Source organism: Streptomyces sp. NPDC091376 (assembly GCF_044757085.1).
Classification (GTDB): Bacteria; Actinomycetota; Actinomycetes; order Streptomycetales; family Streptomycetaceae; genus Streptomyces; species Streptomyces pratisoli.
Genome location: NZ_JBIVUF010000013.1, coordinates 141673 through 165058, shown reverse-complemented (window position 1 = coordinate 165058; position 23386 = coordinate 141673). Strand labels below are relative to the sequence as shown.

At 71.9% G+C, this 23386-nt stretch carries 27 protein-coding genes; 19 read left to right on the top strand and 8 right to left on the bottom strand.

Annotated features, from left to right (window positions below):
* Positions 1-5: 5 nt before the first annotated feature.
* Complete coding sequence (locus ACIQMR_RS26525) at positions 6-1343, top strand: cytochrome P450 (RefSeq protein ID WP_401392050.1); 1338 nt, start codon at positions 6-8, stop codon at positions 1341-1343.
* Entirely contained in the window at positions 1340-1876 is a 537-nt protein-coding gene (locus ACIQMR_RS26520) for a cupin domain-containing protein (protein ID WP_401392047.1), read from the top strand. The genes ACIQMR_RS26525 and ACIQMR_RS26520 overlap by 4 nt, the downstream gene beginning before the upstream one ends.
* Positions 1877-1925: 49 nt before the next feature.
* Here the strand turns inward: ACIQMR_RS26520 and ACIQMR_RS26515 are convergent, their stop codons facing one another.
* Positions 1926-2165 carry a hypothetical protein gene (locus tag ACIQMR_RS26515; protein WP_401392044.1) on the bottom strand — a complete coding sequence of 80 codons (240 nt, stop codon included), beginning with the start codon at positions 2163-2165 and terminating at the stop codon, positions 1926-1928.
* A gap of 246 nt (positions 2166-2411) precedes the next feature.
* Between ACIQMR_RS26515 and ACIQMR_RS26510 the strand changes: the two genes are divergently transcribed.
* Positions 2412-3578: a serine hydrolase domain-containing protein gene (locus tag ACIQMR_RS26510; RefSeq protein WP_401392041.1), complete on the top strand. Its 1167-nt coding sequence runs from the start codon at positions 2412-2414 to the stop codon at positions 3576-3578.
* Positions 3579-3601: 23 nt separating this feature from the next.
* Here the strand turns inward: ACIQMR_RS26510 and ACIQMR_RS26505 are convergent, their stop codons facing one another.
* A complete protein-coding gene (locus tag ACIQMR_RS26505; protein ID WP_401392038.1) occupies positions 3602-4711 on the bottom strand; it encodes a sensor histidine kinase in 1110 nt (369 codons plus the stop codon).
* Positions 4712-4717: 6 nt separating this feature from the next.
* On the bottom strand, positions 4718-5458 hold the full coding sequence (locus tag ACIQMR_RS26500; protein WP_401392035.1) for a response regulator transcription factor: 741 nt from the start codon (positions 5456-5458) through the stop codon (positions 4718-4720).
* A 161-nt stretch (positions 5459-5619) separates the two neighbouring features.
* On the opposite strand from ACIQMR_RS26500, the gene ACIQMR_RS26495 reads away from it, so the two are divergent.
* Positions 5620-6030 carry a VOC family protein gene (locus ACIQMR_RS26495; RefSeq protein WP_401392032.1) on the top strand — a complete coding sequence of 137 codons (411 nt, stop codon included), beginning with the start codon at positions 5620-5622 and terminating at the stop codon, positions 6028-6030.
* Here ACIQMR_RS26495 and ACIQMR_RS26490 read toward each other — a convergent pair.
* The gene (locus ACIQMR_RS26490) at positions 5952-6698 is read right to left on the bottom strand and encodes a helix-turn-helix domain-containing protein (RefSeq protein WP_401392028.1); all 747 of its coding nucleotides are present in this window, start codon (positions 6696-6698) and stop codon (positions 5952-5954) included. The genes ACIQMR_RS26495 and ACIQMR_RS26490 overlap by 79 nt on opposite strands.
* Positions 6699-6708: 10 nt before the next feature.
* Positions 6709-7875, bottom strand: a complete 1167-nt coding sequence (locus tag ACIQMR_RS26485; RefSeq protein ID WP_401392025.1) for a YihY/virulence factor BrkB family protein — start codon at positions 7873-7875, stop codon at positions 6709-6711.
* 17 nt (positions 7876-7892) lie between these two features.
* On the opposite strand from ACIQMR_RS26485, the gene ACIQMR_RS26480 reads away from it, so the two are divergent.
* The 14 genes from ACIQMR_RS26480 to ACIQMR_RS26415 all read left to right on the top strand — a co-directional run bounded on the left by ACIQMR_RS26480 (position 7893) and on the right by ACIQMR_RS26415 (position 21567).
* Positions 7893-9536, top strand: a complete 1644-nt coding sequence (locus tag ACIQMR_RS26480; protein WP_401392022.1) for an acyl-CoA dehydrogenase family protein — start codon at positions 7893-7895, stop codon at positions 9534-9536.
* A gap of 421 nt (positions 9537-9957) precedes the next feature.
* Positions 9958-11259, top strand: a complete 1302-nt coding sequence (locus tag ACIQMR_RS26475; protein WP_401392019.1) for a GAF domain-containing protein — start codon at positions 9958-9960, stop codon at positions 11257-11259.
* A gap of 79 nt (positions 11260-11338) precedes the next feature.
* Positions 11339-11905 (top strand): GNAT family N-acetyltransferase, encoded by a 567-nt coding sequence (locus tag ACIQMR_RS26470; RefSeq protein WP_401392016.1) that lies wholly within the window; start codon positions 11339-11341, stop codon positions 11903-11905.
* Positions 11906-12036: 131 nt separating this feature from the next.
* Positions 12037-12120 carry a putative leader peptide gene (locus ACIQMR_RS26465; protein WP_323137367.1) on the top strand — a complete coding sequence of 28 codons (84 nt, stop codon included), beginning with the start codon at positions 12037-12039 and terminating at the stop codon, positions 12118-12120.
* 136 nt (positions 12121-12256) lie between these two features.
* A complete protein-coding gene (locus ACIQMR_RS26460; RefSeq protein ID WP_401392013.1) occupies positions 12257-13954 on the top strand; it encodes a nitrite/sulfite reductase in 1698 nt (565 codons plus the stop codon).
* Entirely contained in the window at positions 13951-14130 is a 180-nt protein-coding gene (locus ACIQMR_RS26455; protein ID WP_401392010.1) for a hypothetical protein, read from the top strand. The genes ACIQMR_RS26460 and ACIQMR_RS26455 overlap by 4 nt, the downstream gene beginning before the upstream one ends.
* The gene (locus ACIQMR_RS26450) at positions 14127-14828 is read left to right on the top strand and encodes a phosphoadenylyl-sulfate reductase (protein WP_401392007.1); all 702 of its coding nucleotides are present in this window, start codon (positions 14127-14129) and stop codon (positions 14826-14828) included. The genes ACIQMR_RS26455 and ACIQMR_RS26450 overlap by 4 nt, the downstream gene beginning before the upstream one ends.
* Complete coding sequence (gene cysC, locus ACIQMR_RS26445; protein WP_358666061.1) at positions 14828-15412, top strand: adenylyl-sulfate kinase; 585 nt, start codon at positions 14828-14830, stop codon at positions 15410-15412. Before ACIQMR_RS26450 ends, cysC begins: the two co-directional genes overlap by 1 nt.
* Positions 15409-16347, top strand: a complete 939-nt coding sequence (cysD, locus tag ACIQMR_RS26440) for a sulfate adenylyltransferase subunit CysD (protein ID WP_401392004.1) — start codon at positions 15409-15411, stop codon at positions 16345-16347. Before cysC ends, cysD begins: the two co-directional genes overlap by 4 nt.
* Before the next feature lie 2 nt (positions 16348-16349).
* The gene (locus ACIQMR_RS26435; protein WP_401392001.1) at positions 16350-17699 is read left to right on the top strand and encodes a sulfate adenylyltransferase subunit 1; all 1350 of its coding nucleotides are present in this window, start codon (positions 16350-16352) and stop codon (positions 17697-17699) included.
* Positions 17700-17911: 212 nt separating this feature from the next.
* Positions 17912-19051: an aliphatic sulfonate ABC transporter substrate-binding protein gene (locus ACIQMR_RS26430; RefSeq protein ID WP_401391998.1), complete on the top strand. Its 1140-nt coding sequence runs from the start codon at positions 17912-17914 to the stop codon at positions 19049-19051.
* Positions 19052-19087: 36 nt separating this feature from the next.
* A complete protein-coding gene (locus ACIQMR_RS26425) occupies positions 19088-19879 on the top strand; it encodes an ABC transporter ATP-binding protein (RefSeq protein ID WP_401391995.1) in 792 nt (263 codons plus the stop codon).
* Positions 19866-20774: an ABC transporter permease gene (locus tag ACIQMR_RS26420; protein ID WP_401391992.1), complete on the top strand. Its 909-nt coding sequence runs from the start codon at positions 19866-19868 to the stop codon at positions 20772-20774. The genes ACIQMR_RS26425 and ACIQMR_RS26420 overlap by 14 nt, the downstream gene beginning before the upstream one ends.
* 10 nt (positions 20775-20784) lie before the next feature.
* Positions 20785-21567 carry a sirohydrochlorin chelatase gene (locus tag ACIQMR_RS26415; protein ID WP_401391989.1) on the top strand — a complete coding sequence of 261 codons (783 nt, stop codon included), beginning with the start codon at positions 20785-20787 and terminating at the stop codon, positions 21565-21567.
* A 44-nt stretch (positions 21568-21611) separates the two neighbouring features.
* On the opposite strand, the gene ACIQMR_RS26410 is transcribed toward ACIQMR_RS26415, so the two are convergent.
* Positions 21612-22076 (bottom strand): hypothetical protein, encoded by a 465-nt coding sequence (locus tag ACIQMR_RS26410; RefSeq protein WP_401391986.1) that lies wholly within the window; start codon positions 22074-22076, stop codon positions 21612-21614.
* Positions 22077-22215: 139 nt separating this feature from the next.
* Here ACIQMR_RS26410 and ACIQMR_RS26405 point away from each other — a divergent pair, with 139 nt between their 5' ends.
* The gene (locus tag ACIQMR_RS26405; RefSeq protein WP_266387563.1) at positions 22216-22407 is read left to right on the top strand and encodes a DUF4236 domain-containing protein; all 192 of its coding nucleotides are present in this window, start codon (positions 22216-22218) and stop codon (positions 22405-22407) included.
* On the opposite strand, the gene ACIQMR_RS26400 is transcribed toward ACIQMR_RS26405, so the two are convergent.
* Complete coding sequence (locus ACIQMR_RS26400) at positions 22376-22774, bottom strand: DUF4440 domain-containing protein (RefSeq protein ID WP_401391982.1); 399 nt, start codon at positions 22772-22774, stop codon at positions 22376-22378. The two genes, ACIQMR_RS26405 and ACIQMR_RS26400, sit on opposite strands and share 32 nt — an antisense overlap.
* On the bottom strand, positions 22771-23334 hold the full coding sequence (locus ACIQMR_RS26395; RefSeq protein ID WP_401391979.1) for a DUF1697 domain-containing protein: 564 nt from the start codon (positions 23332-23334) through the stop codon (positions 22771-22773). Before ACIQMR_RS26395 ends, ACIQMR_RS26400 begins: the two co-directional genes overlap by 4 nt.
* Positions 23335-23386: the final 52 nt, after the last annotated feature.

Below are 23386 nucleotides of genomic sequence, written 5' to 3'. Positions count from 1 at the left end.
CGGCCATGCGGAACGAGACCACCAAGGGGCCCGGGGTCACTGAGGCAGGCTGCCCGGCGAGGGCGTCCGGGGCAGGGACCACGACGACCGCTCCGACCGCTTCGGCCACGACGACCACCTCGGCCCTTCCGGCCACGGCCGGCGCGGCCGACGGCGGCCCGCCGGTGCGCTTCTGGCCGGTGAGTGACCTGACCGGGGTGGACTTCGACCCGGACCTCGCCGCGCTGATGCGGGAGGGTCCACTGACCCGGATCCGGCTCCCCAACGGCCGGGGCTGGGCCTGGCTGGCGACACGCTACGACGACGTGCGGATGGTGACGAACGATCCGCGCTTCAGCCGCAAGGCGGTCGTCGGGAACGATGTCACGCGCCTGGCACCGCACTTCATACCCGTGGACGGGGCGGTCGGCTTCGAGGACCCGCCCGACCACACCCGGCTGCGCCGCTCCGTCGCGGCCGCGTTCACCACCCGCGCGATGGACCGGCTGCGCGGGCGGGCCCAGGACATGCTCGACGGACTCGTCGACGGTGTCCTGCACGACGGACCGCCCGCCGATCTCGTCGGGCGTGTCCTCTCGCCGTTCCCGCTGGCCGTCGTCTGCGAACTCATGGGCGTACCCGCCAGGGACCGGCCGAGGATGCACGAGTGGACCGCCCTCATCCTGTCCTCCTCCCACGGCGCGGAGCGCAGCGAGCAGGCCAGGACCGCGATGTGCGACTACTTCGCCGAACTGCTGAAGCAGCGTCGGGGCACCGGCGGTGAGGATGTGACCGGGCTGCTCGGGACGGCCGTCGCGGACGGTGAGATCACCGAGTCGGAGGCGGTCGGACTGGCGCTGCTCGTCCAGATCGGCGGCGAGGCGGTCACCAACAACACCGGAAACATGGCGTACATCCTCCTCACCCGCCCCGAACTGCACGCCCGGCTGCGCCGGGAGCCGGGGCTGCGGACCTCGGCCATGGACGAACTGCTGCGCTGGATACCGCACCGCAACGGCGTCGGACTGTGCCGGATCGCGACGGAGGACCTGACCGTCGCCGGCCAGGACGTCAGGAAGGGCGAGGCCGTCTACGTGTCGTATCTGGCGGCCAACCGCGACCCGGACGTCTTCCCGGACCCCGAGGAGATCCGCCTCGACCGGAGCCCCAACCCGCATGTGGCGTTCGGCTACGGTCCGCACTACTGCATCGGCGGCCTGCTCGCCCGGCTGGAGACGGAACTGATCTTCTCCGCCCTGATCGACCGGTTCCCGGGGATGCGGCTCGCCGTGCCGTCGGAGGAACTCCACTGGCGGCCCGGCGCACTCATCCGCGGCCCCGAAGGATTGCCGGTGATCTGGTGACCGCGCACGTCAGGACGCCGGACGGGCTGCTCGTGCCGAAGGGTCACGGCCGTACGCTGCGCGCGGCGGCCCAGCAGGTGACGTTCAAGGTCACCGGTGACATGTCACGTGTGTCGTCCAGCTTCGAAGTCGTCGTCCCTCCCGGGTTCGACGTCGGGGCACATGTGCACGCGCGGAGCGAGGAGCTCTTCTACGTACTCGAAGGAGAGCTGGACATGCTCGCCTTCGAGCCGCGCGTGCGCACCGGCGACGACTGGCGGCACTGGGAGTCCCGGTCGGGCCGGCGCTCCGTCCGCGCCGGTCCCGGCACGGTCGTCGTCGTGCCGCCCGGCTGTCCGCACGCCTTCGCCAACCGGACCGGCGAATCGGCGAGGATGTTCTTCCAGGCCTCGCCCCCGCCCGACCACGAGCGGTACTTCGAGGAACTGATCGAGATCCTCGACGCGGGCGGCCCGCCCGATCACGGGGCGATCGCCGAACTGCGGGCGCGCTACGACATCGAGCAGCTCACGCCGCTGCGCCACGAGGCGTGACGCCCGCCCTTCGCGCCGTCCCGTCGTGCCCGCCGTGCCGTCCCGCCGGTCATGATGTGCCGGCGGTGTGAAGTCCCGTCACCAGGCCGAACAGTTCCGCCTCGTTGCCGGCCAGGCCCGCGTCCTCGAGGGCCTGGTCGGCCTCGGCCATGGGGGCGGTGAGCAGCAGGGGCGGCGGGGCCGCAGCACCGGGTGGTGCGGCGAGCGCGGCGCGCACGGCACCCAGCAGGCGCAAGTACGCCTGGGCGGCGGCACGTTCACGGGACGTCATGACAACGGTGGTACTCATCGGTCGGCCATTCCCCTCGGGTCGTCTCGGTCGTCTCGGCGGTCTCAGTGGTCTTGCCGGTCTCGGGTCCTTTCGCACCGTCCCGGCCCTGCGGGGCCATATGTGACGGTGCACCCGACAGCCTGCCTCACGGCACTGACAACGCCCCTCCCGATCCGTCCGCGTACGACACCTTCCAGCCGGTCCGACCAGTCGGTATGTTCCGGAGTGCCGACACGACGTAGTCCAACGGAGCACGGAGGGGTCATGACCGACACCGGGGCACGGATCGAGGGCCATTGCGACGCGCGGTTCTCCGCGGTCCGCACCGCTTTCGAGGAGAACTTCCGTGAACGCGGCGAGCTGGGTGCCGCCGTCGCCGTCCGGTCCGGCGGGGAGACCGTCGTCGACCTGTGGGGCGGCTGGGCCGACGCCGCCCGCAGCCGGCCGTGGCAGCGGGACACCGTGGTCAACGTGTGGTCGACGACCAAGGGAGCGACCGCGCTGTGCGCGCATCTCCTGGCCGACCGAGGTCTGCTCGACCTGGACGCCCCGGTCGCCTCGTACTGGCCGGAGTTCGCCGCCGCCGGCAAGGACACCCTTCCCGTCCGCCACCTCCTCTCGCACCGCGCGGGACTCGCCGCTCTGCGTGAGCCGCACACGCTCGCCCAACTGTGCGACTGGGAGCTGACGGTGTCCCGGCTGGCCGCGACGGAGCCCTGGTGGGAGCCGGGGACCCGGTCCGGCTACCACGCGATGACGTACGGCTTCCTGGTCGGCGAGGTGGTGCGGCGCGTCACGGGACTGCTGCCCGGCGAGTTCCTGCACCGGGAGGTGACGGGGCCGAACGGCATCGACTTCACGATCGGGCTTCCCGAGAAGGAGTCCGGCCGCGCCGCCGAACTGGTGCATCCTCCGGTCGCGGCGAACAGCGAACAGGCCGCGGCGTTCGCGCAGTTGCAGCCGGTCGCGGTCGCCGCGCTCACCAACCCCGTCGTCGGCGCGGCCGGGGCGAACACCCCGGAGTGGCGGGCGGCCGAGATCCCGGCGGCCAACGGCCACGGCACCGCCCGCGCGGTCGCCGAGCTGTACGGCGTCTTCGCCTCGGGCGGTCTGCTCGGAGAGCACCGCGTGCTGTCCGCGGCGGCCGCCGAGCGGGTCCGCGAGGGCCAGGGCGCCTGCCGGGACCTCGTCCTCGGCGCGGGCTTCGCCCATGAGACCGAGATCGGACTGGGCCTGTGGCTGAGCGGCCCGAACGGGTCGTACGGACCCAACCCGCGCGCCTTCGGCCATGACGGCTACGGCGGTTCCTGTGGGCTCGCGGACCCGGAGGCGGGCGTGTCGATGGGGTACGTCATGAACCGCATGGGGTCACGCATCGCCGACGATCCGCGCAAGATGGCCCTGGTCGACGCGGTGTACAGCGCCATGTGACACCGTGACGCATCCCCGGGCGGTCACGGGGCGGCGGGCAGGGTCACCTCGAAGCGGCAGCCGCCGGTCACATTGTGCACGTCGGCGCGACCTGCGTGGGCCTCGACGATGCCCCGGACGATCGCCAGCCCGAGGCCCGCCCCGGCCGGAGGGGTCCGGGCCTGGCTGCCGCGCCATCCGGTGTCGAAGACACGGGGCAGGTCCTCCTCAGGGATGCCGCCGCAGCCGTCGGTCACGGACAGCACGACGCTGTTCCGGCGTCGTTCCGCGGCGACCGCGACCGTGCCGTCCGCCGGGGTCCGCCGGATCGCGTTGACGAGCAGATTGGCCAGGACTCGGGTCATCTCCTTGCCGTCCACCTGGACGGGGACCGGCTCCACCCGGTCCCCCACGAGCCGTACGCCGTGCTCACGGGCGAGCGGGTCCGCGCCCGCCAGTGCCTCGCCGACCAGGTCGTACACGGACATCCGGGTGGGGCTGAGCGCGAGCGCGCCGGCGTGGATCCGGGACAGTTCGAAGAGGTCCCCGACCATGCTGTTGAGCCGCTCGACCTCGGCGCGGATCTGCCGGAAGTACCGCTCGGGGTCCTGGACGACGCCGTCCTCCAGCGCCTCCGACATGGCGCGCAGCCCGGCGAGCGGGGTGCGCAGATCGTGCGAGATCCAGGCGACGAGCTCCCGCCGGGAGGTCTCCAGCGCCCGCTCCCGTTCCCGGGACGCGGCGAGCTTCGCGCTCGTGGCGGCGAGTTCCCTGCTCAGCTCGGCGAGTTCGGCCGTGGCCTCGCCGTCGGGCGCGGCGAAGCTGCCGTCCTCGCCGAACGTACGGGCGGCGAGGGCGAGTTCGCGGCTGCGGGCGACGACCCAGCGGCCGAGGAGCAGCGCGGTGGCGAGCGACACGACCGCGGCCATCGCGACGACGGTGGTGACGACCGTCAGGTCGTGCGCGGACAGGAACATCGCCTGGGCGACCGCGAGGGTCCCGGCGAGCATCGCGACGACGGTGACGGCGGCGACGACCGTCAGCGACACGGCGACCGACCGGTGGCGCAGCAGGCGCAGGACGAGGGCACCGGCCAGCCCGGCGGAGGCCGCGCCGAGGAAGGCGAGGAGCACGATGAGGAGGAAGTCACGCATGACGTGTCACACCCCGTCCGTCGGTTCGGGTGCGCCGAACACCGCCGGTGCTGGTGCTGGTGCTGGTGCGTCGAAGCGGTAGCCGACGCCCCAGACGGTCTGGATCAGGCGTGGTCTGGCGGGATCGTCCTCGATCTTGCCGCGCAGCCGTCGGACGTGGACGGTGACGGTCGACAGGTCCCCGAACTCCCAGCCCCACACGTCGTGCATCAGCTGTTCGCGGGCGATGGCCTGTCCGCGGTGGCGCATGAGATGGGCGAGGAGGTCGAACTCCCTCAGCGTGAGGGCGAGTTCGCCGCCGTCCTTGGTGACGCGGCGGGCCGTCGGGTCGACGCTGATCCCCGCACAGCTGAGCACGGGTCCGGCGGTCCGCCCCTCGTCCCGCGCCCGGCTGCGGCGCAGCACGGACTCGACGCGCAGCACCAGTTCACGCGGGCTGAACGGCTTGGTGACGTAGTCGTCCGCGCCGACTTCGAGACCCAGGATGCGGTCGTCCTCGTCCCCGCGCGCGGTCAGCATGATCACCGGCACGGGCCCCTGGCCGCGCAGCCTGCGGCAGACCTCGAGGCCGTCCATGCCGGGCAGCATCAGGTCCAGCACCACCAGGTCCGGCCACAGCTGCCCGGCGGACCGCAGGGCCTCGGGCCCGTCCTCCGCGCGGTTGACCGCGAAGCCCGCGCGTTCCAGGTAGCCGGCGACCACTTCGGCGACGGTCGGATCGTCGTCGACGACGAGGATGTTCTGCATGGCTCCAGTCTGGTCCGCGAGGGCCGGCGACTGCGCGCGGGGACCCTTACGAATCGATGACGGCGAGCCGGGCGAGCTCCCCGGCGCCCGTCCGTGACCGTGTGCGTGCGGTGTCCGATTCCTTCAAGACGCCGTACCACCGCCCTTCCTACGGTGGCTCCATGACTCCACGACTCGATGCCGTCGGCCTGGTCGTCTCCGACATGGCCGCCTCACTCGCCTTCTACCGCCGCCTCGGCCTGGACTTCGCGGAAGGGGCCGAGTCCGCGCCGCATGTCGAGGCCGTGCTGCCCGGCGGGCCGCGCGTGCTCTTCGACACCGAGGAGACGATCCGGTCCTTCGATCCCGGCTGGACCCGGCCCGAGGGCGGGGACCGTGTCGGGCTCGCCTTCCTCTGCGACAGTCCCGCCGAGGTGGACAAGGTGTACGAAGAGCTGGTCGCGGCAGGCCATCGTGGCCACCTGGGGCCGTGGGACGCGTTCTGGGGGCAGCGCTACGCGATCGTGCTCGACCCGGACGGTGCCGGGGTCTCCCTGTTCGCGGACGCGGAGCCGGCGGCCAGTTCGGCGTAGCGGCCGAGGGTGAGCCCGGTCAGGTCCCGCATCTCGCGTGCGAGGTGTGCCTGGTCGGCGCAGCCCGCGGCGAGGGCGGCCTCGGCATGGGAGGTCCCGGCCCGTACGAGGGTGAGGGCGCGTTGCAGTCGCAGGACCCGGGCGAGCGTCTTTGGGCCGTATCCGAAGGCGTCCAGGGATCTGCGGTGCAACTGGCGTGCGCCGAGCCCGACCGCGTCGGCGGTCGCCGCGACGGTCCCTCCGGCGTCGAGCCGCTGGACGACGGCCCGCAGCAACGGGTCGGGCCGGGGACCGTCCGCCGCGTACCGCAGGGCCACGGCCTCCAGCGCCGCGGCCCGGTCCGGCGCTGCGGTGACCCGTGCGGCCATCGCGCGCACACGGCCGGCGGGCCAGAGGCCGGCGAGTTCCACGCGGACGTCGCGCAGCTCGTGCGCGGGTACGCCGAAGAAGGCGGGGGCGGTGCCGGGGGCGAAGCGCAGCCCCGTGTACGAGGCGCCGGTGCCGTCGGACGGATGCGCGCGTGTGTCGGGTCCGGCGACGAGGAGCCGGCCGTCGCTCCACATCAGGTCCATGCAGCCGTCGGGCAGTACGGGAAGGCCCGGGCCGGGGCCGGGCTCGTTGCGCCAGACGACGGCCCCGTCCAGCGACGAGGCCCGTTCCTCGTACATGGTGTCGAGGCTAGAGCTTCTGGCTGCCGTTGTCGCGAGGATCCCGGCTGCCGTGGAACCGGGATTTCACGTCGTCCGGCGGCAGGAACTTGGACCAGCGTTCGGGGAACTCCGACGGCATGTCGCCGCTCCCTTCCCCTTCCTCGCCCTCCTCGCCTTCCTCCCCGTCCTCGCTCTCGCCTTCCGCGGCACGGGCGCGGGCGACCAGCTCGGCGGCGTGGGCGGCACGGACTCGCTGGTTGGCGGCGCGGGCGGCGGCGGTGGCGACCGAGGGCCAGACCCGGTCGATGGCGGCGTTCACGGCGGCGCCGACGAGCACCGCGAAGGCCGAGATGCCGATCCAGAGGAGTACGGCGATGGGGGCGGCGAGGGAGCCGTAGATGGTGGGGCCCTCGACGGTGCTGGTCAGGTAGATGCGGAGCAGGAAGCTGCCGAGCACCCACATGGCGAGGGCGACGAGCGCGCCCGGGATGTCCTCGGCCCACGGTGAGCGGACCGGCACGGACACGTGGTAGAGCGTGGTGAGGAAGGCGATGGACAGCAGGATCACCACGGGCCAGTACAGGACGCTGACGACTTCCGTGCCGAACGGCAGGAGTTCCACGAGGCGGTCGGGGCCCACGACCGCCAGCGGCAGCACGACCGCGCCGATCAGCAGCGCGACGAGGTAGAGCAGGAACGCCAGCAGCCGGGTGGCGACGATGCCGCGCTGGCCGTCGAGTCCGTACATCACGGTGATGGTGTCGACGAAGACGTTCACGGCCCGCGATCCGGACCACAGGGCGATCGCGAAGCCGAGCGAGATGACGTCGGGGCGGCCGCCGCGGGTGACGTCCTCCAGGAGGGGTTTGGCGATCTCGTTGACGCCGCGGTCGGACAGGACGGTGCCGGCGGCGCCGAGGATGTTCTCCTGGATGGAGGCGACGGTGGTGGTGCTGGTCCAGTCGTCGACGTAGCCGAGGAGCCCGAGGACGCCCAGCATCAGTGGTGGCAGCGACAGCAGGGTGAAGAACGCCGCCTCGGCCGCGAGCCCGAGGATCCGGTACTCGATGCACGAATTGACGGTGTCCTTCAGCAGCAGCCAGGCCAGTTTCCGCTTGGAGACGTTGCGGTAGAGGACTCGCGCCCGGTGGAGCCGGCCGGAGGGCCGCTCGGGTGTTTCGTTTGCTGCCTGCACCTCCTTACCGTATCGGCATGGAGACCAGCACCCACACCGTGACCAACCAGGCTCCGCCCCTGGTCGCGTACGACGTGTTCGCGGCGGACCGTGCGCTGACCGAGGCCGTGGAGCGGCACCTGGATCCGGGGCTGCTCGGTACGGCGCGTCAGGAGCTGTCCGAGCTCGGCCGCACCGCGGGTTCGGCGCAGGCCCAGCGGTGGGGAGCGCAGGCCGACGAGAACCCTCCGGTGCTCCGGACGCACGACCGGTACGGGCACCGGATCGACGAGGTGGACTTCCATCCGGCGTGGCACCGGCTGCTGGGCAAGGCGGTCACCTCGGGGCTGACGAACGCCTGGGGGCGGCCCGGCGGGCATGTGCGGCGCGCGGCCGGGTTCCTGGTCTGGTCGCAGGTGGAGTCCGGGCACGGCTGCCCGGTGTCGATGACGCATGCGGCGGTGCCTGCGCTGCGCACGGACCCGGCGCTGGCGGCCGAGTGGGAGCCGCGGCTGACGTCGCGGGTGTACGAGGACGGCCTGCGGCCGCCGGTCGATAAGGCCGGTGTGCTGTTCGGGATGGGCATGACCGAGAAGCAGGGCGGCAGCGACGTCCGGGCGAACACGACCCGGGCGGTGCCGCTGGCCGCGGCCGGGGAGTACGGGCTGACCGGGCACAAGTGGTTCTGCTCGGCGCCGATGAGCGACGCCTTCCTGGTGCTCGCGCAGGCTCCCGGCGGCCTCACGTGCTTCCTCGTGCCGCGGGTGCTGGACGACGGGACGCGCAACGTGTTCGCGATCCAGCGGCTCAAGGACAAGCTGGGCAACAGGTCGAACGCGTCGAGCGAGGTGGAGTTCGACGGGACGTGGGCGCGGCGGGTCGGCGAGGAGGGGCGCGGGGTGCGCACCATCATCGGGATGGTGTCGGCGACGCGCCTGGACTGCGTACTCGGTTCGGCGGCGCTGATGCGGCAGTCGGTGGCGCAGGCGGTCCACCACACCGCCCACCGCAACGCGTTCGGCGGCCCGCTGATCGACAAGCCGCTGATGCGGAACGTACTGGCCGATCTGGCGCTGGAGTCGGAGGCGGCGACGGTGCTGGCGATGCGGCTGGCGGCGGCGTACGACGCCGCTCAGGCCGGTGACGAGGCGGAGCGGGCGCTGCTGCGGCTCGCGGTGCCGGCCGCCAAGTACTGGGTGACCAAGCGGTGTACGCCGGTGGTGGCGGAGGCGCTGGAGTGCCTGGGCGGGAACGGCTACGTGGAGGAGTCCGGGATGCCGCGGCTGCTGCGGGAGTCTCCGCTGAACTCGATCTGGGAGGGATCGGGCAATGTGCAGGCCCTGGATGTGCTGCGGGCGCTGCGGGCGACGCCGGAGGCGCTGGACGCGTACCTCCGGGAGGTCGGGCGGGCGCGTGGCGCGGACCACCGGCTGGACGGCGCGATCAAGGGGATGCTGACGGAGCTGGCCGATCTGGAGTCCGTGGAGGTACGTGCGCGGCGGCTGGTCGAGCGGATGGCGCTGGTGCTCCAGGGGTCGCTGCTGGTGCGCTGGGCGCCGCCGGAGGTGGCGGACGCGTTCTGCGCGTCACGGCTGGGCGGGGACTGGGGGTCGGCGTTCGGGACGCTGCCGTACGGGCTGAACCTGGCGGCCGTCGTGGAGCGGGCGCGCGTACAGGTGTGAGGGCGGCTCGCGTACAGGTGCGGGGGCGGCTCGCGTACAGGTGCGGGGGCGGCGCGCGTACGGGTGCGGGGGCGGCGCGCGAGCCGGTGTGAACGGCGGCGCGCGAGCCGGCTGACGCGACCGTGCGCCCTTGGTGTGCGCCGGTGCGTTGACCTGCGAAAGCGGAGGGTGGTGCTGCGCCGACACGGCACCACCCTCCGCTCATGTCACCCTCACGCACAGGCTGGCCGTTGGCCAGAGTTGCAGACCGTTGCAGGAGATGTGCGAATCGGCTTCCGGGCGGGTGCGCGGGCGGCACGATGGGAGGCGGAGGGGCCGCGATGCGGCACGCACCGGTGCGTGGTGGGACGCGCACCGAGCAGAACCGATACGGCACGGCCGGCCCGCATCATTCGGCGCCGGCGACGGCGGGGGGTACCCGATGAGGAACACGGCTCTCGACATGGCACGGCTCAGCAGCATGGACGCCGGGCATGCGACGCGTCTGCTCCGCCAGGTACACGCCGCGACCCTGGCCGGCCGGCGCCCGCCGGTCGCGCCGCGCCCGGTCATCGACGCGTCCTGGCAGCGGATGCTCCGCCTGGGCGTGGACCCCGACAGTTCCACGGGCAGTGAGCTGCTGCAGCGTGAGGAGCTGGAGCACCGGCGGCGGGCGACCGTGCTCGGCGAGGTGATGCACACGCTCAGCGGCGGGCTCTCCGAGATCGCCGACGCGTCCGTGCAGATCATGGTGGTGACGGACGATCAGGGCCGGGTGCTGTGGCGGGAGGGGAACGCCGGAGTGATCCGGCAGGCCGACACCATCTGTCTCGAGGAGGGCGCGGCCTGGAGCGAGGACAGCGCCGGCACCAACGCCATCGGCACCGCCCTCGCCGCCCGGCGGCCGGTCCAGGTCCACTCGGCCGAGCACTTCGTGCACACGCTGCACAACTGGACCTGTGCGGCGGCGCCCGTGCACGACCCGCGCGACGGCCGGCTGCTGGGCATCGTCGACGTCAGCGGCCCGGCGTCCGGCTTCCACCCGGCGACGCTGGCGCTCGTCAACTCGGTGGCCCGGCTCGCGGAGGCGGATCTTCGCGAGCGTCATCTGCGGGTGGTCGAGCGGCTCCGGTCGGTCGCGGCGCCGATCCTGTGCCGGCTCGCCGGCCGGGCGCTGGCCGTCGACGTGCACGGCTGGACGGCGGCGGTCAGCGGTATGGCACCGGTGGACCGGCTGCCGCTGCCCAAGTCGTTCCGCGCGGGCCGGGTCTGGCTGCCGTCGCTGGGCATGTGCACCGTCGAGCCGCTGCCGGGCGGCTGGCTGGTCCGTCCCGACGAGTCCAGGGCCACGGAGACGGCGAGCCGTGTCGTCCTGGACCTGAGCCGCGCCCGCCGCTGGACGGTCGCGGTCAGCGGTCCCGCGGGCAGCTGGTCCCAGGAGCTGAGCCCGCGCCATGCCGAGCTGCTGTACGTGCTGGCGAGGCATCCGCAGGGGCGCACGGCCGCGGAGCTGGCGTCCGATGTGTTCGGTGACCCGACACGCACGGTGACGGTGCGCGCTGAAATGTCACGTGTGAGGCGCTACCTCTCCGGTGTGCTGGCCCACCGCCCGTACCGCTTCAGCGAGGAGGTCAGGGTGGAGGTGGTCCGTCCGGCCCGCCCGGATGACCTCCTGCCGCACTCCTCGGCCCCGGCGGTCGCCGCGGAGCGGACCGCGGGGTTCCAGGCCCTGTCAGGAGCATGATCCGCACGAGGGGCGCAGGGGCGTGCCCGCGGCTCCCGGCTTTTTGGAGCCGGGGCGCGGACGTGGTTCCCTGGCGGCCATGAGCATCACTGTGACCACGTGGTCCCTGGAGCAGACCTCGGCCGCCGATCTGCGTCCGGCCGCCGAGCCCGCGGGGGACGTGCGGATCGTGCGGGCCGAGGTGCCCTCGCCCGAGTTCAGCCGCTTCCTCTACACGGCGGTCGGCGGGGACATCCGCTGGACCGACCGGCTGGGTCTCACCCACGCACAGTGGCAGGAGACGCTGGACAGGCCGGGCGTGGAGACCTGGGTGGCGTACGAGAAGGGGACACCGGCCGGGTACGTCGAGCTGGAGGCGCAGGACGAGGGCGCCGTCGAGATCGTCTACTTCGGGCTGATCCCGGCTTTCCGCGGGCGGCGCATCGGTGGTCATCTGCTGTCGTTCGGCACCGCGCGGGCCTGGGACCTCGCGGACCGCTGGCCGGGACGGACCCCGACGAAGCGGGTGTGGCTGCACACCTGCTCCAAGGACGGCCCGCACGCGATGGACAACTACCTGCGCCGCGGCTTCACGCTGTGCGACACGAAGGTGGAGGACGAGCCCGAGGTGGAGACGCCCGGCCCCTGGCCCGGCGCCCGGGTCTGACCCGAGGCCCGCCCCGCGGCCGTGGGGCGGTGCGGGTGATCGAGGACACAGTGTCTCGCGATGCGGGACACTCTTGTCCATATTCTGGATGACGGTGGACTGGGTCCAAAGTCCCGTGACACGCTTCCGTCATGTCTCGAGCTGGAATTGCCTTGGTGAGTCGGCGTCACGTCGACCTCGGCCGCATGTCCAGCGCCATGTGTCCGGCGGGCTGACGCTACGGACAGCCGGGGCCCTCGGCCCCTAGCAGCCCACCACGACCTCAGACATCCCCTGCCTTCTGCGCACCGCGACGCCCTGCTCGTGCGCAGGTCAGAGCCGCCCTCCTGCAGTCCCGAAGGACGTACCTCCATGGCCGCCACCCCGGAACAGCCCGCCACCGCCACGCCCCGCCGCAAGGCCGGACGCCACCGCGGCGAGGGTCAGTGGGCCGTTGGCCACCTCACGCCGCTCAACGCCAACGAGCAGACCAAGAGGGACGACGACGGTCTCAATGTGCGGACACGCATTGAGACGATCTACGCCCATCGTGGTTTCGACTCCATCGACGGGGCCGACCTGCGTGGACGCATGCGCTGGTGGGGCCTCTACACCCAGCGCAAGCCCGGGATCGACGGCGGCAAGACCGCGATCCTGGAGCCGGAGGAGCTGGACGACAAGTACTTCATGCTGCGTGTCCGGATCGACGGCGGCCGGCTGACCACCGCGCAGCTGCGGGTCATCGGCGAGATCTCCGAGGAGTTCGCGCGCGGCACCGCCGACATCACCGACCGGCAGAACGTCCAGTACCACTGGATCCGGATCGAGGACGTGCCCGAGATCTGGAACCGGCTGGAGGCCGTCGGCCTGTCCACCACCGAGGCGTGCGGTGACACCCCCCGCGTCATCCTCGGCTCCCCCGTCGCCGGCATCGCCGAGGACGAGATCGTCGACGGCACCCCCGCCATCGACGAGATCCACCGCCGCATCGTGGGCAACAAGGACTTCTCCAACCTCCCCCGCAAGTTCAAGTCGGCGATCTCCGGCTCCCCGCTCCTGGACGTGGCGCACGAGATCAACGACGTCGCCTTCGTCGGCGTGAACCACCCCGAGCACGGTCCCGGCTTCGACCTCTGGGTCGGCGGCGGACTGTCCACCAACCCCAAGATCGGTGTCCGGCTCGGCGCCTGGGTGCCGCTGGACGAGGTCCCGGACGTCTACGAGGGCGTCATCTCGGTCTTCCGCGACTACGGCTACCGCCGGCTGCGCACCCGCGCCCGGCTGAAGTTCCTCGTCGCGGACTGGGGCGCGGAGAAGTTCCGCCAGGTGCTCCAGGACGAGTACCTGCAGCGCAAGCTCGTCGACGGCCCCGCGCCCGAGCAGCCCGTGCAGCGGTGGCGCGACCACGTCGGCGTCCACAAGCAGCAGGACGGGCGCTACTACGTCGGCTTCGCTCCACGCGTCGGCCGGGTCGACGGCACCACGCTGACCAAGATCGCCGAGGTGGCGGAGGCGCACGGCTCGGGCCGGGTGCGTACCACCGCGGAGCAGAAGATGCTGGTCCTCGACGTGGCCCAGCCGCAGGTCGAGTCGCTGGTCGCCGCTCTGGAGGCGCTGGACCTGCGGGTCGGTCCTTCCCCGTTCCGTCGGGGCACGATGGCCTGCACCGGTATCGAGTTCTGCAAGCTGGCCATCGTCGAGACCAAGGCCCGCGGCGCCTCGCTGATCGACGAACTCGAGCGCCGCCTCCCCGAGTTCGACGAGCCGATCACCATCAACATCAACGGCTGCCCGAACGCCTGCGCCCGTATCCAGGTCGCGGACATCGGTCTCAAGGGCCAGCTGGTGCTGGACGAGAACGGCGACCAGGTCGAGGGCTACCAGGTGCACCTGGGCGGCGCGCTGGGGCTGGAGGCCGGATTCGGCCGCAAGGTCCGCGGTCTGAAGGTCACTTCGGCCGAGCTGCCCGACTACATCGAGCGTGTCCTCAAGAACTTCCAGGCGGAGCGCGAGGACGGCGAGCGCTTCGCCGCCTGGGCGGCCCGTGCGTCGGAGGGGGCCCTCTCATGAGCGAGCGCGCGGCCCCCTTCTACTGCCCCTACTGCGGCGACGAGGACCTGCGCCCGAGCGAGCAAGGCCACGGCGCCTGGGAATGCGCGGCGTGCAATCGGGCCTTCCAGCTGAAGTTCCTCGGGCTTCTCGCCCGAGGAGTCCGGCGCGACGACGCGGGAGGGGAAGAGATATGACGGTGGTTCAGACGAGGGACGAACTGAAGTCCCTCGCCGAGCGGGCCGGCCGGGACCTCGAGGAGGCCTCGGCCCTCGACATCCTGAAGTGGGCGGCCGAGAACTTCGGCCCGCGGTTCTGCGTCACCTCCTCCATGGAGGACGCGGTCGTCGCCCACCTCGCCTCGCGTGCCCTGCCCGGCGTCGACGTCGTCTTCCTCGACACCGGCTACCACTTCCCCGAGACCATCGGCACCCGCGACGCGGTCGAGGCGGTGATGGACGTCAACGTCATCACGCTCACCCCACGCCGGTCGGTCGCGGAGCAGGACGCCGAGTACGGCCCGCGACTTCACGACCGCGACCCCGATCTGTGCTGCGCCCTGCGCAAGGTCCGGCCGCTGGAGGAGGGGCTGGCCGGGTACGACGCCTGGGCGACCGGGCTGCGCCGCGACGAGTCCCCCACCCGGGCGAACACCCCCGTCGTCGGCTGGGACGAGAAGCGGCAGAAGGTCAAGATCTCGCCGATCGCCCGCTGGACCCAGGCCGATGTGGACGGCTACGTCACCGAGCACGGGGTCCTCACCAACCCGCTGCTGATGGACGGTTACGCCTCCGTCGGCTGCGCCCCGTGCACCCGGCGGGTCGCGGCGGGCGAGGACGCCAGGGCCGGCCGGTGGGCCGGCCGCGGCAAGACCGAGTGCGGGCTGCACGGCTGATGACAACGACCGACGACGACCCGACGACCCTGAACCACCGGGAGAAGCACGTGACTGGGGCCACCATCTGGCTCACCGGGCTGCCGAGCGCGGGCAAGACCACCATCGCGTACGAGCTGGCCGGCCGGCTGCGCGACGAGGGCCACCGCGTCGAGGTGCTCGACGGGGACGAGATCCGCGAGTTCCTCTCGGCGGGCCTCGGATTCAGCCGCGAGGACCGGCACACCAACGTCCAGCGGATCGGCTTCGTCGCCGAACTGCTGGCGTCGAACGGTGTGCACGTCCTGGTGCCGGTGATCGCCCCGTACGCGGACAGCCGCGAAGCCGTCCGCAAGCGCCACGGCGCCGAGGGCACGCCCTATGTCGAGGTGCATGTGGCCACGCCGGTAGAGGTGTGCTCCGTACGCGATGTGAAGGGGCTCTACGCCAAGCAGGCCGCGGGCGAGATCAGTGGACTGACCGGCGTCGACGACCCGTACGAGGAGCCCGAGTCGCCGGATCTGCGGATCGAGTCGCACACCCAGACCGTGCAGGAGTCCGCGGCGTCGCTGTACGCGCTGCTCAGTGAAAGGGGACTGGCGTGACGACCAGTATCGATGTCGTGGGCGGGAGCACGGACAGCCCGTACGCGCTGACGCACCTGGACGCGCTGGAGTCCGAGGCGGTGCACATCTTCCGTGAGGTGGCGGGCGAGTTCGAGCGGCCGGTGATCCTGTTCTCCGGCGGCAAGGACTCCATCGTCATGCTGCATCTCGCGCTCAAGGCGTTCGCGCCCGCCACGGTGCCGTTCTCGCTGCTGCACGTGGACACGGGGCACAACTTCCCCGAGGTCATCGAGTACCGCGACAGTACGGTGTCACAGCACAATCTCAGGCTTCACGTGGCATCGGTGCAGGAGTACATCGACGCGGGCACGCTCCGCGAGCGCCCCGACGGCACCCGTAACCCGCTGCAGACCGTTCCGCTGACCGAGGCGATCCAGCAGCACCGCTTCGACGCCGTCTTCGGCGGTGGCCGCCGCGACGAGGAGAAGGCCAGGGCCAAGGAACGGGTGTTCTCGCTGCGGGACGAGTTCTCGCAGTGGGACCCGCGGCGCCAGCGCCCCGAGCTGTGGCAGCTCTACAACGGACGGCACGCACCCGGTGAGCACGTCCGCGTCTTCCCGCTGTCCAACTGGACCGAGCTGGACGTCTGGCAGTACATCCAGCGCGAGAAGATCGAACTGCCGCAGATCTACTTCGCCCACGAGCGGGAGGTCTTCGCCCGCAACGGCATGTGGCTCACGGCCGGCGACTGGGGCGGCCCGAAGGACGACGAGCCGGTCGAGACCCGGCTGATCCGCTACCGCACCGTCGGCGACATGTCCTGCACCGGCGCCGTCGACTCCGACGCGACGACGCTGGACGCCGTGATCGCCGAGATCGCCGCCTCCCGCCTCACCGAGCGGGGCGCCACCCGCGCCGACGACAAGCTGTCCGAGGCCGCCATGGAAGACCGCAAGCGCGAAGGGTACTTCTAACCATGACCAGCACAGTCGATCCGGCCGGACAGCTGGCCGAGCAGCTGTCGGCCACCACCCTCCTGCGCTTCGCCACCGCCGGGTCCGTCGACGACGGCAAGTCCACCCTGGTGGGCCGGCTGCTGCACGACTCCAAGAGCGTGCTCGCCGACCAGCTGGAGGCCGTCGAGCACGCGTCGCGCTCCCGCGGCCAGGAAGCCCCCGACCTGGCGCTGCTCACCGACGGTCTGCGGGCCGAGCGCGAGCAGGGCATCACGATCGACGTGGCGTACCGGTACTTCGCCACGCCGCGGCGCCGGTTCATCCTCGCCGACACCCCCGGGCATGTGCAGTACACCCGCAACATGGTCACGGGTGCCTCGACGGCCGAGCTGACCGTGATCCTGGTCGACGCCCGCAACGGCGTGGTCGAGCAGACCCGCCGGCACGCCGCGATCGCCGCGCTGCTGCGCGTCCCGCATGTCGTCCTCGCCGTCAACAAGATGGACCTCGTCGGCTACGAGGAGTCCTCGTTCGCCTCGATCGCCGAGGAGTTCACGGCGTACGCGAGCGAACTCGGCGTTCCCGAGATCACCGCGATCCCGATCTCCGCGCTCGCCGGCGACAACGTGGTGGACGCCTCCGCGAACATGGACTGGTACGGCGGCCCGACCGTCCTGGAGCACCTGGAGACGGTGCCCGTCAGCCACGACCTGACCGGCTGCCACGCCCGCTTCCCGGTGCAGTACGTGATCCGTCCGCAGACCGCCGAGCACCCCGACTACCGCGGCTACGCGGGGCAGATCGCCGCCGGCACGTTCCGCGTCGGTGAGAGCGTGACCGTACTGCCCTCGGGCCTGACCTCGAGGATCGCGGGGATCGACCTGCTCGGCAGCCCGGTGGACGTGGCCTGGACACCGCAGTCGGTCACGCTGCTGCTGCGGGACGACATCGACATCTCCCGTGGCGACATCGTCGTGCCGAGCGAGGACGCGCCCGCCACCACGCAGGACGTCGACGCCACCGTCTGCCACGTCGCCGACACCCCGCTCACGGTGGGCCAGCGGGTGCTGCTGAAGCACACCACCCGCACGGTCAAGGCGATCGTGAAGGACATCCCGTCGAGGCTGACGCTCGACGACCTCTCCCAGCACCCGGCTCCCGGGCGGCTGGAGGCCAACGACATCGGCCGGGTCCGGGTCCGTACCGCCGAGCCGCTCGCGCTCGACACGTACGCGGACTCCCGCCGTACCGGGTCGTTCCTGCTGATCGACCCGGCCGACGGTACGACCCTGGCGGCCGGCATGGCGGGCGAGGCCTTCGCCGCCGCCGAGGCCGGTCCCGTCCAAGGCGACGAGGGGTGGGACTTCTGATGACGATCGATGTGTACGCGACCTTCGCGAAGGAGGGCGGCCGGGTCGGCAGCGGCGTGCTCGGCGCGGGCTCGGGAGGTGTGACGCGATGTGTCCGATGACCGCCGCCTCGCGAACGCACCGACCGCACCACAGACGAAGACCCGGAAAAGCCGATCTCCCGGCCACGACCTGAGTTCGTGACCGCCGGGCCACCGAGAGGAACACCTCCCGTGCCTGCATCCCGTACGAGCCGTACGACCCGCACGACCCGTACCGCCGCCCTTCGCCGCAGCCTCGCCGCAGCCGCCGCCCTCCCCCTGCTGGCCGTGACGCTCACCGCCTGCGGCTACGGCTCCGAGGCCAAGGACGACCAGAGGACCCAGGTCGCCGCCGAGGGCAAGAAGCTCTCCGCGAGCAGCGTCCGCATCGGCTACTTCCCGAACCTCACCCACGCCACCGCCCTCGTCGGCATCCAGGAAGGCCTCATCCAGAAGGAGCTCGGCGGCACGCAGATCGAGCCGCAGACCTTCAACGCCGGCCCGTCCGAGATCGAGGCCCTGAACGGCGGCTCGCTCGACATCGGCTTCATCGGCCCCTCCCCGTCCATCAACGCGTACGTGAAGTCCAAGGGCCAGAACCTGCGGATCATCTCCGGGTCCGCCTCCGGCGGGGTGAAGCTCGTCGTCGACCCGGACAAGATCAAGACCCTGGACGACCTCAAGGGCAAGAGGATCGCCACTCCGCAGAAGGGGAACACGCAGGACGTCGCGTTCCTCAACTGGATCTCGGAGAAGGGCTGGAAGGTCGACGCCGAGAGCGGCAAGGGCGACGTCTCCGTCGTCCGCACGGACAACAAGGTCACCCCCGACGCCTACAAGTCGGGCTCGCTCGACGGCGCCTGGGTGCCCGAGCCGACGGCGTCGAAGCTGGTCTCCGAGGGTGCGAAGGTGCTTCTCGACGAGACCAGCCTGTGGCCGGAGAAGAAGTTCGTCATCACGAACATCATCGTGTCGCAGACGTTCCTGAAGGAGCACCCGGACGTCGTCGAGGCCGTGCTGCGCGGCACGGTGAAGACCAACGCCTGGATCAACGCCGAGCCCGCCGAGGCCAAGGCGTCGGCGAACGCCGCGCTCAAGGAGCTGGGCGGCAAGGCGCTGGCCGCCGAGGTGATCGACCCGGCGTGGCCGAGCATCCGGATCACGGACGACCCGCTGGCGGCCACGCTGAAGACCCAGTCCGAGTGGGCGGTCAAGGCGAAGCTGATCGAGCGGCCCGACCTGAAGGGCATCTACGACCTCACGCTCCTGAACAAGGTGCTGAAGGCCGAGGGCAGGCCCGAGGTGTCCGACGCCGGTCTCGGCGCCAAGTAACCCCGCAATCACCACAGTTCCCAGGAGGTGACGACCATGGCCACCACACTTGCCAAGGCTGACGTGGGCACCACGGCGGTGCAGCACGCCGCCCGGATCGAGCACGTCTCGAAGTCCTTCTCCGGTCCCGCCGGAACGCAGCTCGTCCTGGACGACATCAGTCTCGATGTCGCGCCCGGCGAGTTCGTCACCATCCTGGGAGCCTCGGGGTGCGGCAAGTCCACCCTGCTCAACCTGGTCGCCGGGCTGGACCGGCCGAGCGCCGGATCCATCGCCACACCCGGCGGGCGGCCCGCCCTGATGTTCCAGGAGCACGCCCTGTTCCCGTGGCTCACCGCGGGCAAGAACATCGAGCTGGCGCTGCGGCTGCGCGGCGTGCCCAAGTCCGAGCGCCGCGGGGAGGCCGAGCGGCTGCTGGAGCTGGTCCGGCTGAGCGGCGCGTACGGCAAGCGCGTCCACGAGCTGTCCGGCGGTATGCGTCAGCGGGTGGCGCTGGCCCGTGCGCTGGCGCAGGACAGCGACCTGCTGCTGATGGACGAGCCGTTCGCGGCGCTCGACGCCATCACACGTGACGTGCTGCACGGCGAGCTGACGCGGATCTGGGAGGAGGCCGGTGTGTCGGTCCTCTTCGTGACGCACAACGTGCGCGAGGCCGTGCGGCTGGCGCAGCGCGTGGTGCTGCTGTCCTCCCGCCCGGGCCGGGTGGCCCACGAGTGGACGGTGGACATCCCCCAGCCGCGCCGCATCGAGGACGCCGCCGTCGCGGAGCTGTCCATCGAGATCACCGAACAACTGCGTGGGGAGATCCGCCGCCATGGCCAGCACTGAAGTCCGCGACGACGCCGCGAGGAAGACGCCGGCGAAGGCGGACGACCTGGCCGGTCTCGAGGCCGGCCTGGACGCGCTCGACGCCGTCGAGATACGCCGTACGCCCGTCCGCGAGGTCCTCGTCAGGAAGGTCCTGCCACCGGTTGTGGCGATCGGCCTGGTGCTCGTCGTCTGGCAGGTCCTCGTCTCCGCGAAGGTGACGACCGAGGACAAGCTGCCGTCGCCGTCCTCGGTGTGGACGGGCCTGAGCGACATGTGGCTGCAGGGCACCCTGCTGGACGTCGTCTGGACCAGCGTGTCGCGCGGCCTGTTCGGGTTCCTGCTGGCCCTGGCCATCGGTACGCCGCTGGGTCTGCTGGTGGCCCGGGTGAGGTTCGTCCGTGCCGCGATCGGACCGATCCTGTCCGGCCTGCAGTCGCTGCCGTCGGTGGCGTGGGTGCCGCCGGCCGTCATCTGGCTCGGTCTGAACGACTCGATGATGTACGCGGTCATCCTGCTCGGCGCGGTGCCGTCGATCGCCAACGGGCTCGTCTCGGGTGTCGACCAGGTGCCGCCGCTGTTCCTGCGTGCCGGGCGGACCATGGGCGCCACCGGCCTGAGGGGCACCTGGCACATCGTCATGCCGGCCGCGCTGCCGGGCTATCTGGCCGGTCTGAAGCAGGGCTGGGCCTTCTCGTGGCGCTCGCTGATGGCGGCCGAGATCATCGCGTCCTCGCCGGAACTGGGTCTGGGGCTCGGCCAGTTGCTGGAGAACGGCCGCAACAACATCGACATGCCCGGGGTGTTCCTCGCGATCCTTCTCATCCTGATCGTCGGTATCGCCATCGACCTGATCGTCTTCAGCCCGCTGGAGCGCTGGGTGCTGCGCAGCCGCGGTCTGCTGGTCAAGAGCTGAGGATCCACTGATGCACGGGCCCGCTCTCCTCGTCATCGCCCACGGCAGCCGCGACCCGCGGCACGCCGCGACGGTGCACGCCCTCGTGCGGCGTCTGCGGTCGCCGCAGGGGTCCGGGGGGAAGCCGGAGCTGCGGGTGTCGACGGCGTTCCTCGACTTCAACGCGCCGTCCGTGCCGCAGGTACTGGAGCGGATGGCGAACGACGGCGTGCGGGAGGTGGTGGCGCTCCCGCTGCTGCTGACGCGGGCCTTCCACGCGAAGGCCGACATCCCGTCCGTGCTGAACGAGGCGAGGGCCCGCTACCCGAGGCTGCGGATCACCCAGGCCGATGTACTCGGTCCGTCCCCGCTGCTCCTGGACGCGGTGGAGCACCGGCTGTACGAGGCCGGGCTCACCCCGGCCGACAAGCGCTCGACCGGGGTCGTCCTGGCCTCGGCTGGCTCCTCCGACCCGGAGGCGATCGCAGTGATCGCTGATATGGCGCGGGAGCTGCGGCGCACCGGTTGGTGCGCCGTGCGACCTGCGTTCGCCTCCGCTGTGACCGCCGCGAGCCCGCCCCGTCCCGAGGACGCGGTACGGGCGCTGCGCGCCGAGGGTGTCGCCCGGGTGGCGGTGGCGCCGTACGTCATCGCCCCCGGCCGGCTCCCGGACCGTATCGCCGCCGGTGCGGGCGCGGCGGGCGCCGATGTCCTGGCCGGTGTCCTCGGCCCGTCGCCGGAGCTGGCACGGCTGCTGCTGGAGCGGTACGAGGAGGCGTCGGCCCTCGCGCCGGGTCTCGCCGCGGCGGGCTGAACGGGCGACGCGGGGGCGGCCGGCGCAGGAGGCCCCGGGTCCGGTCAGCGTCCGGTGTGCGGTGGGCGGACCTCCAGGAAGCGGCGGCGGGCCCGGCCGCGGTAGAGCAGCGCGTCCCAGCCGAGGCGGTCCAGCACGCGTGCGCATTCGGTGAGCGCGCTCTCCTCCTGGCCGGTGGCGCCGCTGCCGGGCGGGCCGAGCCATTCGACGGTGACGGTCCCCGGCTCCGCCTCCGCCGCCCGGACGCGGTAACCCGTCGCCACTCGCTTTCCGGTGGCGGTGTCGACCGCGGACGGCGTGATCCCGGCGGCCTCCAGCGCGAGGGCGACGGCCCGGACCGGCCGGCCGAGTTCCCAGGGTGCCGGACCCGTCTCCGGGTCGCCGGCGCCGGTGTGCGTCAGCCGGCGGATCTGCAGCAGGCCCTCGAACGCGACCCGCACCTCGGCGGCCCGGGTCCTCGCGTCGTCCGCGCCGGCTGCCCGTGGCGGTCCGTCCCCGTCGTCGTACATGGAACCGACGATAGGGCGCGGCACCGACAGCGAGGAGCGCGGGCGCGTTGGCCCGTTGGGAGGAGCGGTGACACGACCGTGGCGTTGCCGTGACAGCCGCGCCGCCTCGCGCGCGCACGATGGCTGCGAGGAGGCCGACATGTCGCTCTACTACCACAAGCGGATCACGATCATCCCGAGGCTGATGCATCTGCACATCGGCACGCACGGCTGGTCCCTGAGTCTGGGCACGCGCCGGGCCCGGGTCACCCGGAGCAGCGACGGGCGCAGCAGCGCTTCGGTGCGCCTGCCCGGTGGTTTCAGCTGGCGCCGGAGCTCCCGTCGGCACTGAACGGGGTGCCCTGGTGGAAGTACAGCCGCCAGCCGGCGTCGGTGCGCCGCCACAGTGAACTGCGGTGGGCTCGGCGGCCGCCCAGCTCGGTGACGAACGTCAGGTGCACGACGTCGGGGGCGAGCGGGGTGCCCGTCATCCCGGACGCGGTGATCGGGTCGAGGGCCCGGGAGCCCTCCTCGGCCAGCGCCGCGACGATCGCGTCACGGTCCCAGCGGCGGCCGGACACGCCGAACTCCAGGAACTCCGGGTGCAGCAGCCCGGCGAGGACGTCGGGCTCGGCCCGGACGGCGGGGTCGAGGAGGCGCAGTTCGCCCTCGATGGCGGCGTCCACCGCGGCGGCGTCGGCGATCTCCTCGGGGCTCACGCGCTCGCTCCGGTCATCTCGGCCAGCTTGACGACGGTGTTCCAGTTGCGGGTCGTGGCGATGACCCCTTTGGTCATGCGGGGCCGGGAGAGCATTTCGGCGAGTTTGGACCGGCCGAGTCCGTGGGGCGCGTAGAGATACAGCGCGCGTTCGCCGAGCCGGAACTCCTCCGGCAGGAACGCCGGCGCGTCGACGGAGTCGAACCGCTGTGGATCGATGTGCTCCGAGAAGTAGGTGACGTGCAGTTGCCTGCCCTCCAGTTCGGCCGCGGGGAAGGGGCAGTCCGCGACGACGGAGGCGAGATAGGGCGCGGCACGGACCAGGCAGTCGACGGTGAAGCCGAAATGTGCCTCGACGGCCTGCTCGATGCCCCGGGCGAGGGTGTCGTCGGCGTCGCCGGAGGCACTGGTGAAGACGGCGTTGCCGCTCTGCAGATAGGTACGGACGTCGCCGTGGCCGAGTCCGGTCAGCACCGTGCTCAGATCCGCCATGGGGACCCTGCGGTGGCCGCCGATGTTGATTCCGCGCAGCAGCGCCGCATATGCCTGCGTCTTCGCCATGGTCACACCATAGGACGGCCGCCGCGCCCCGTGGGGGAGGGCGCGGCGGCCG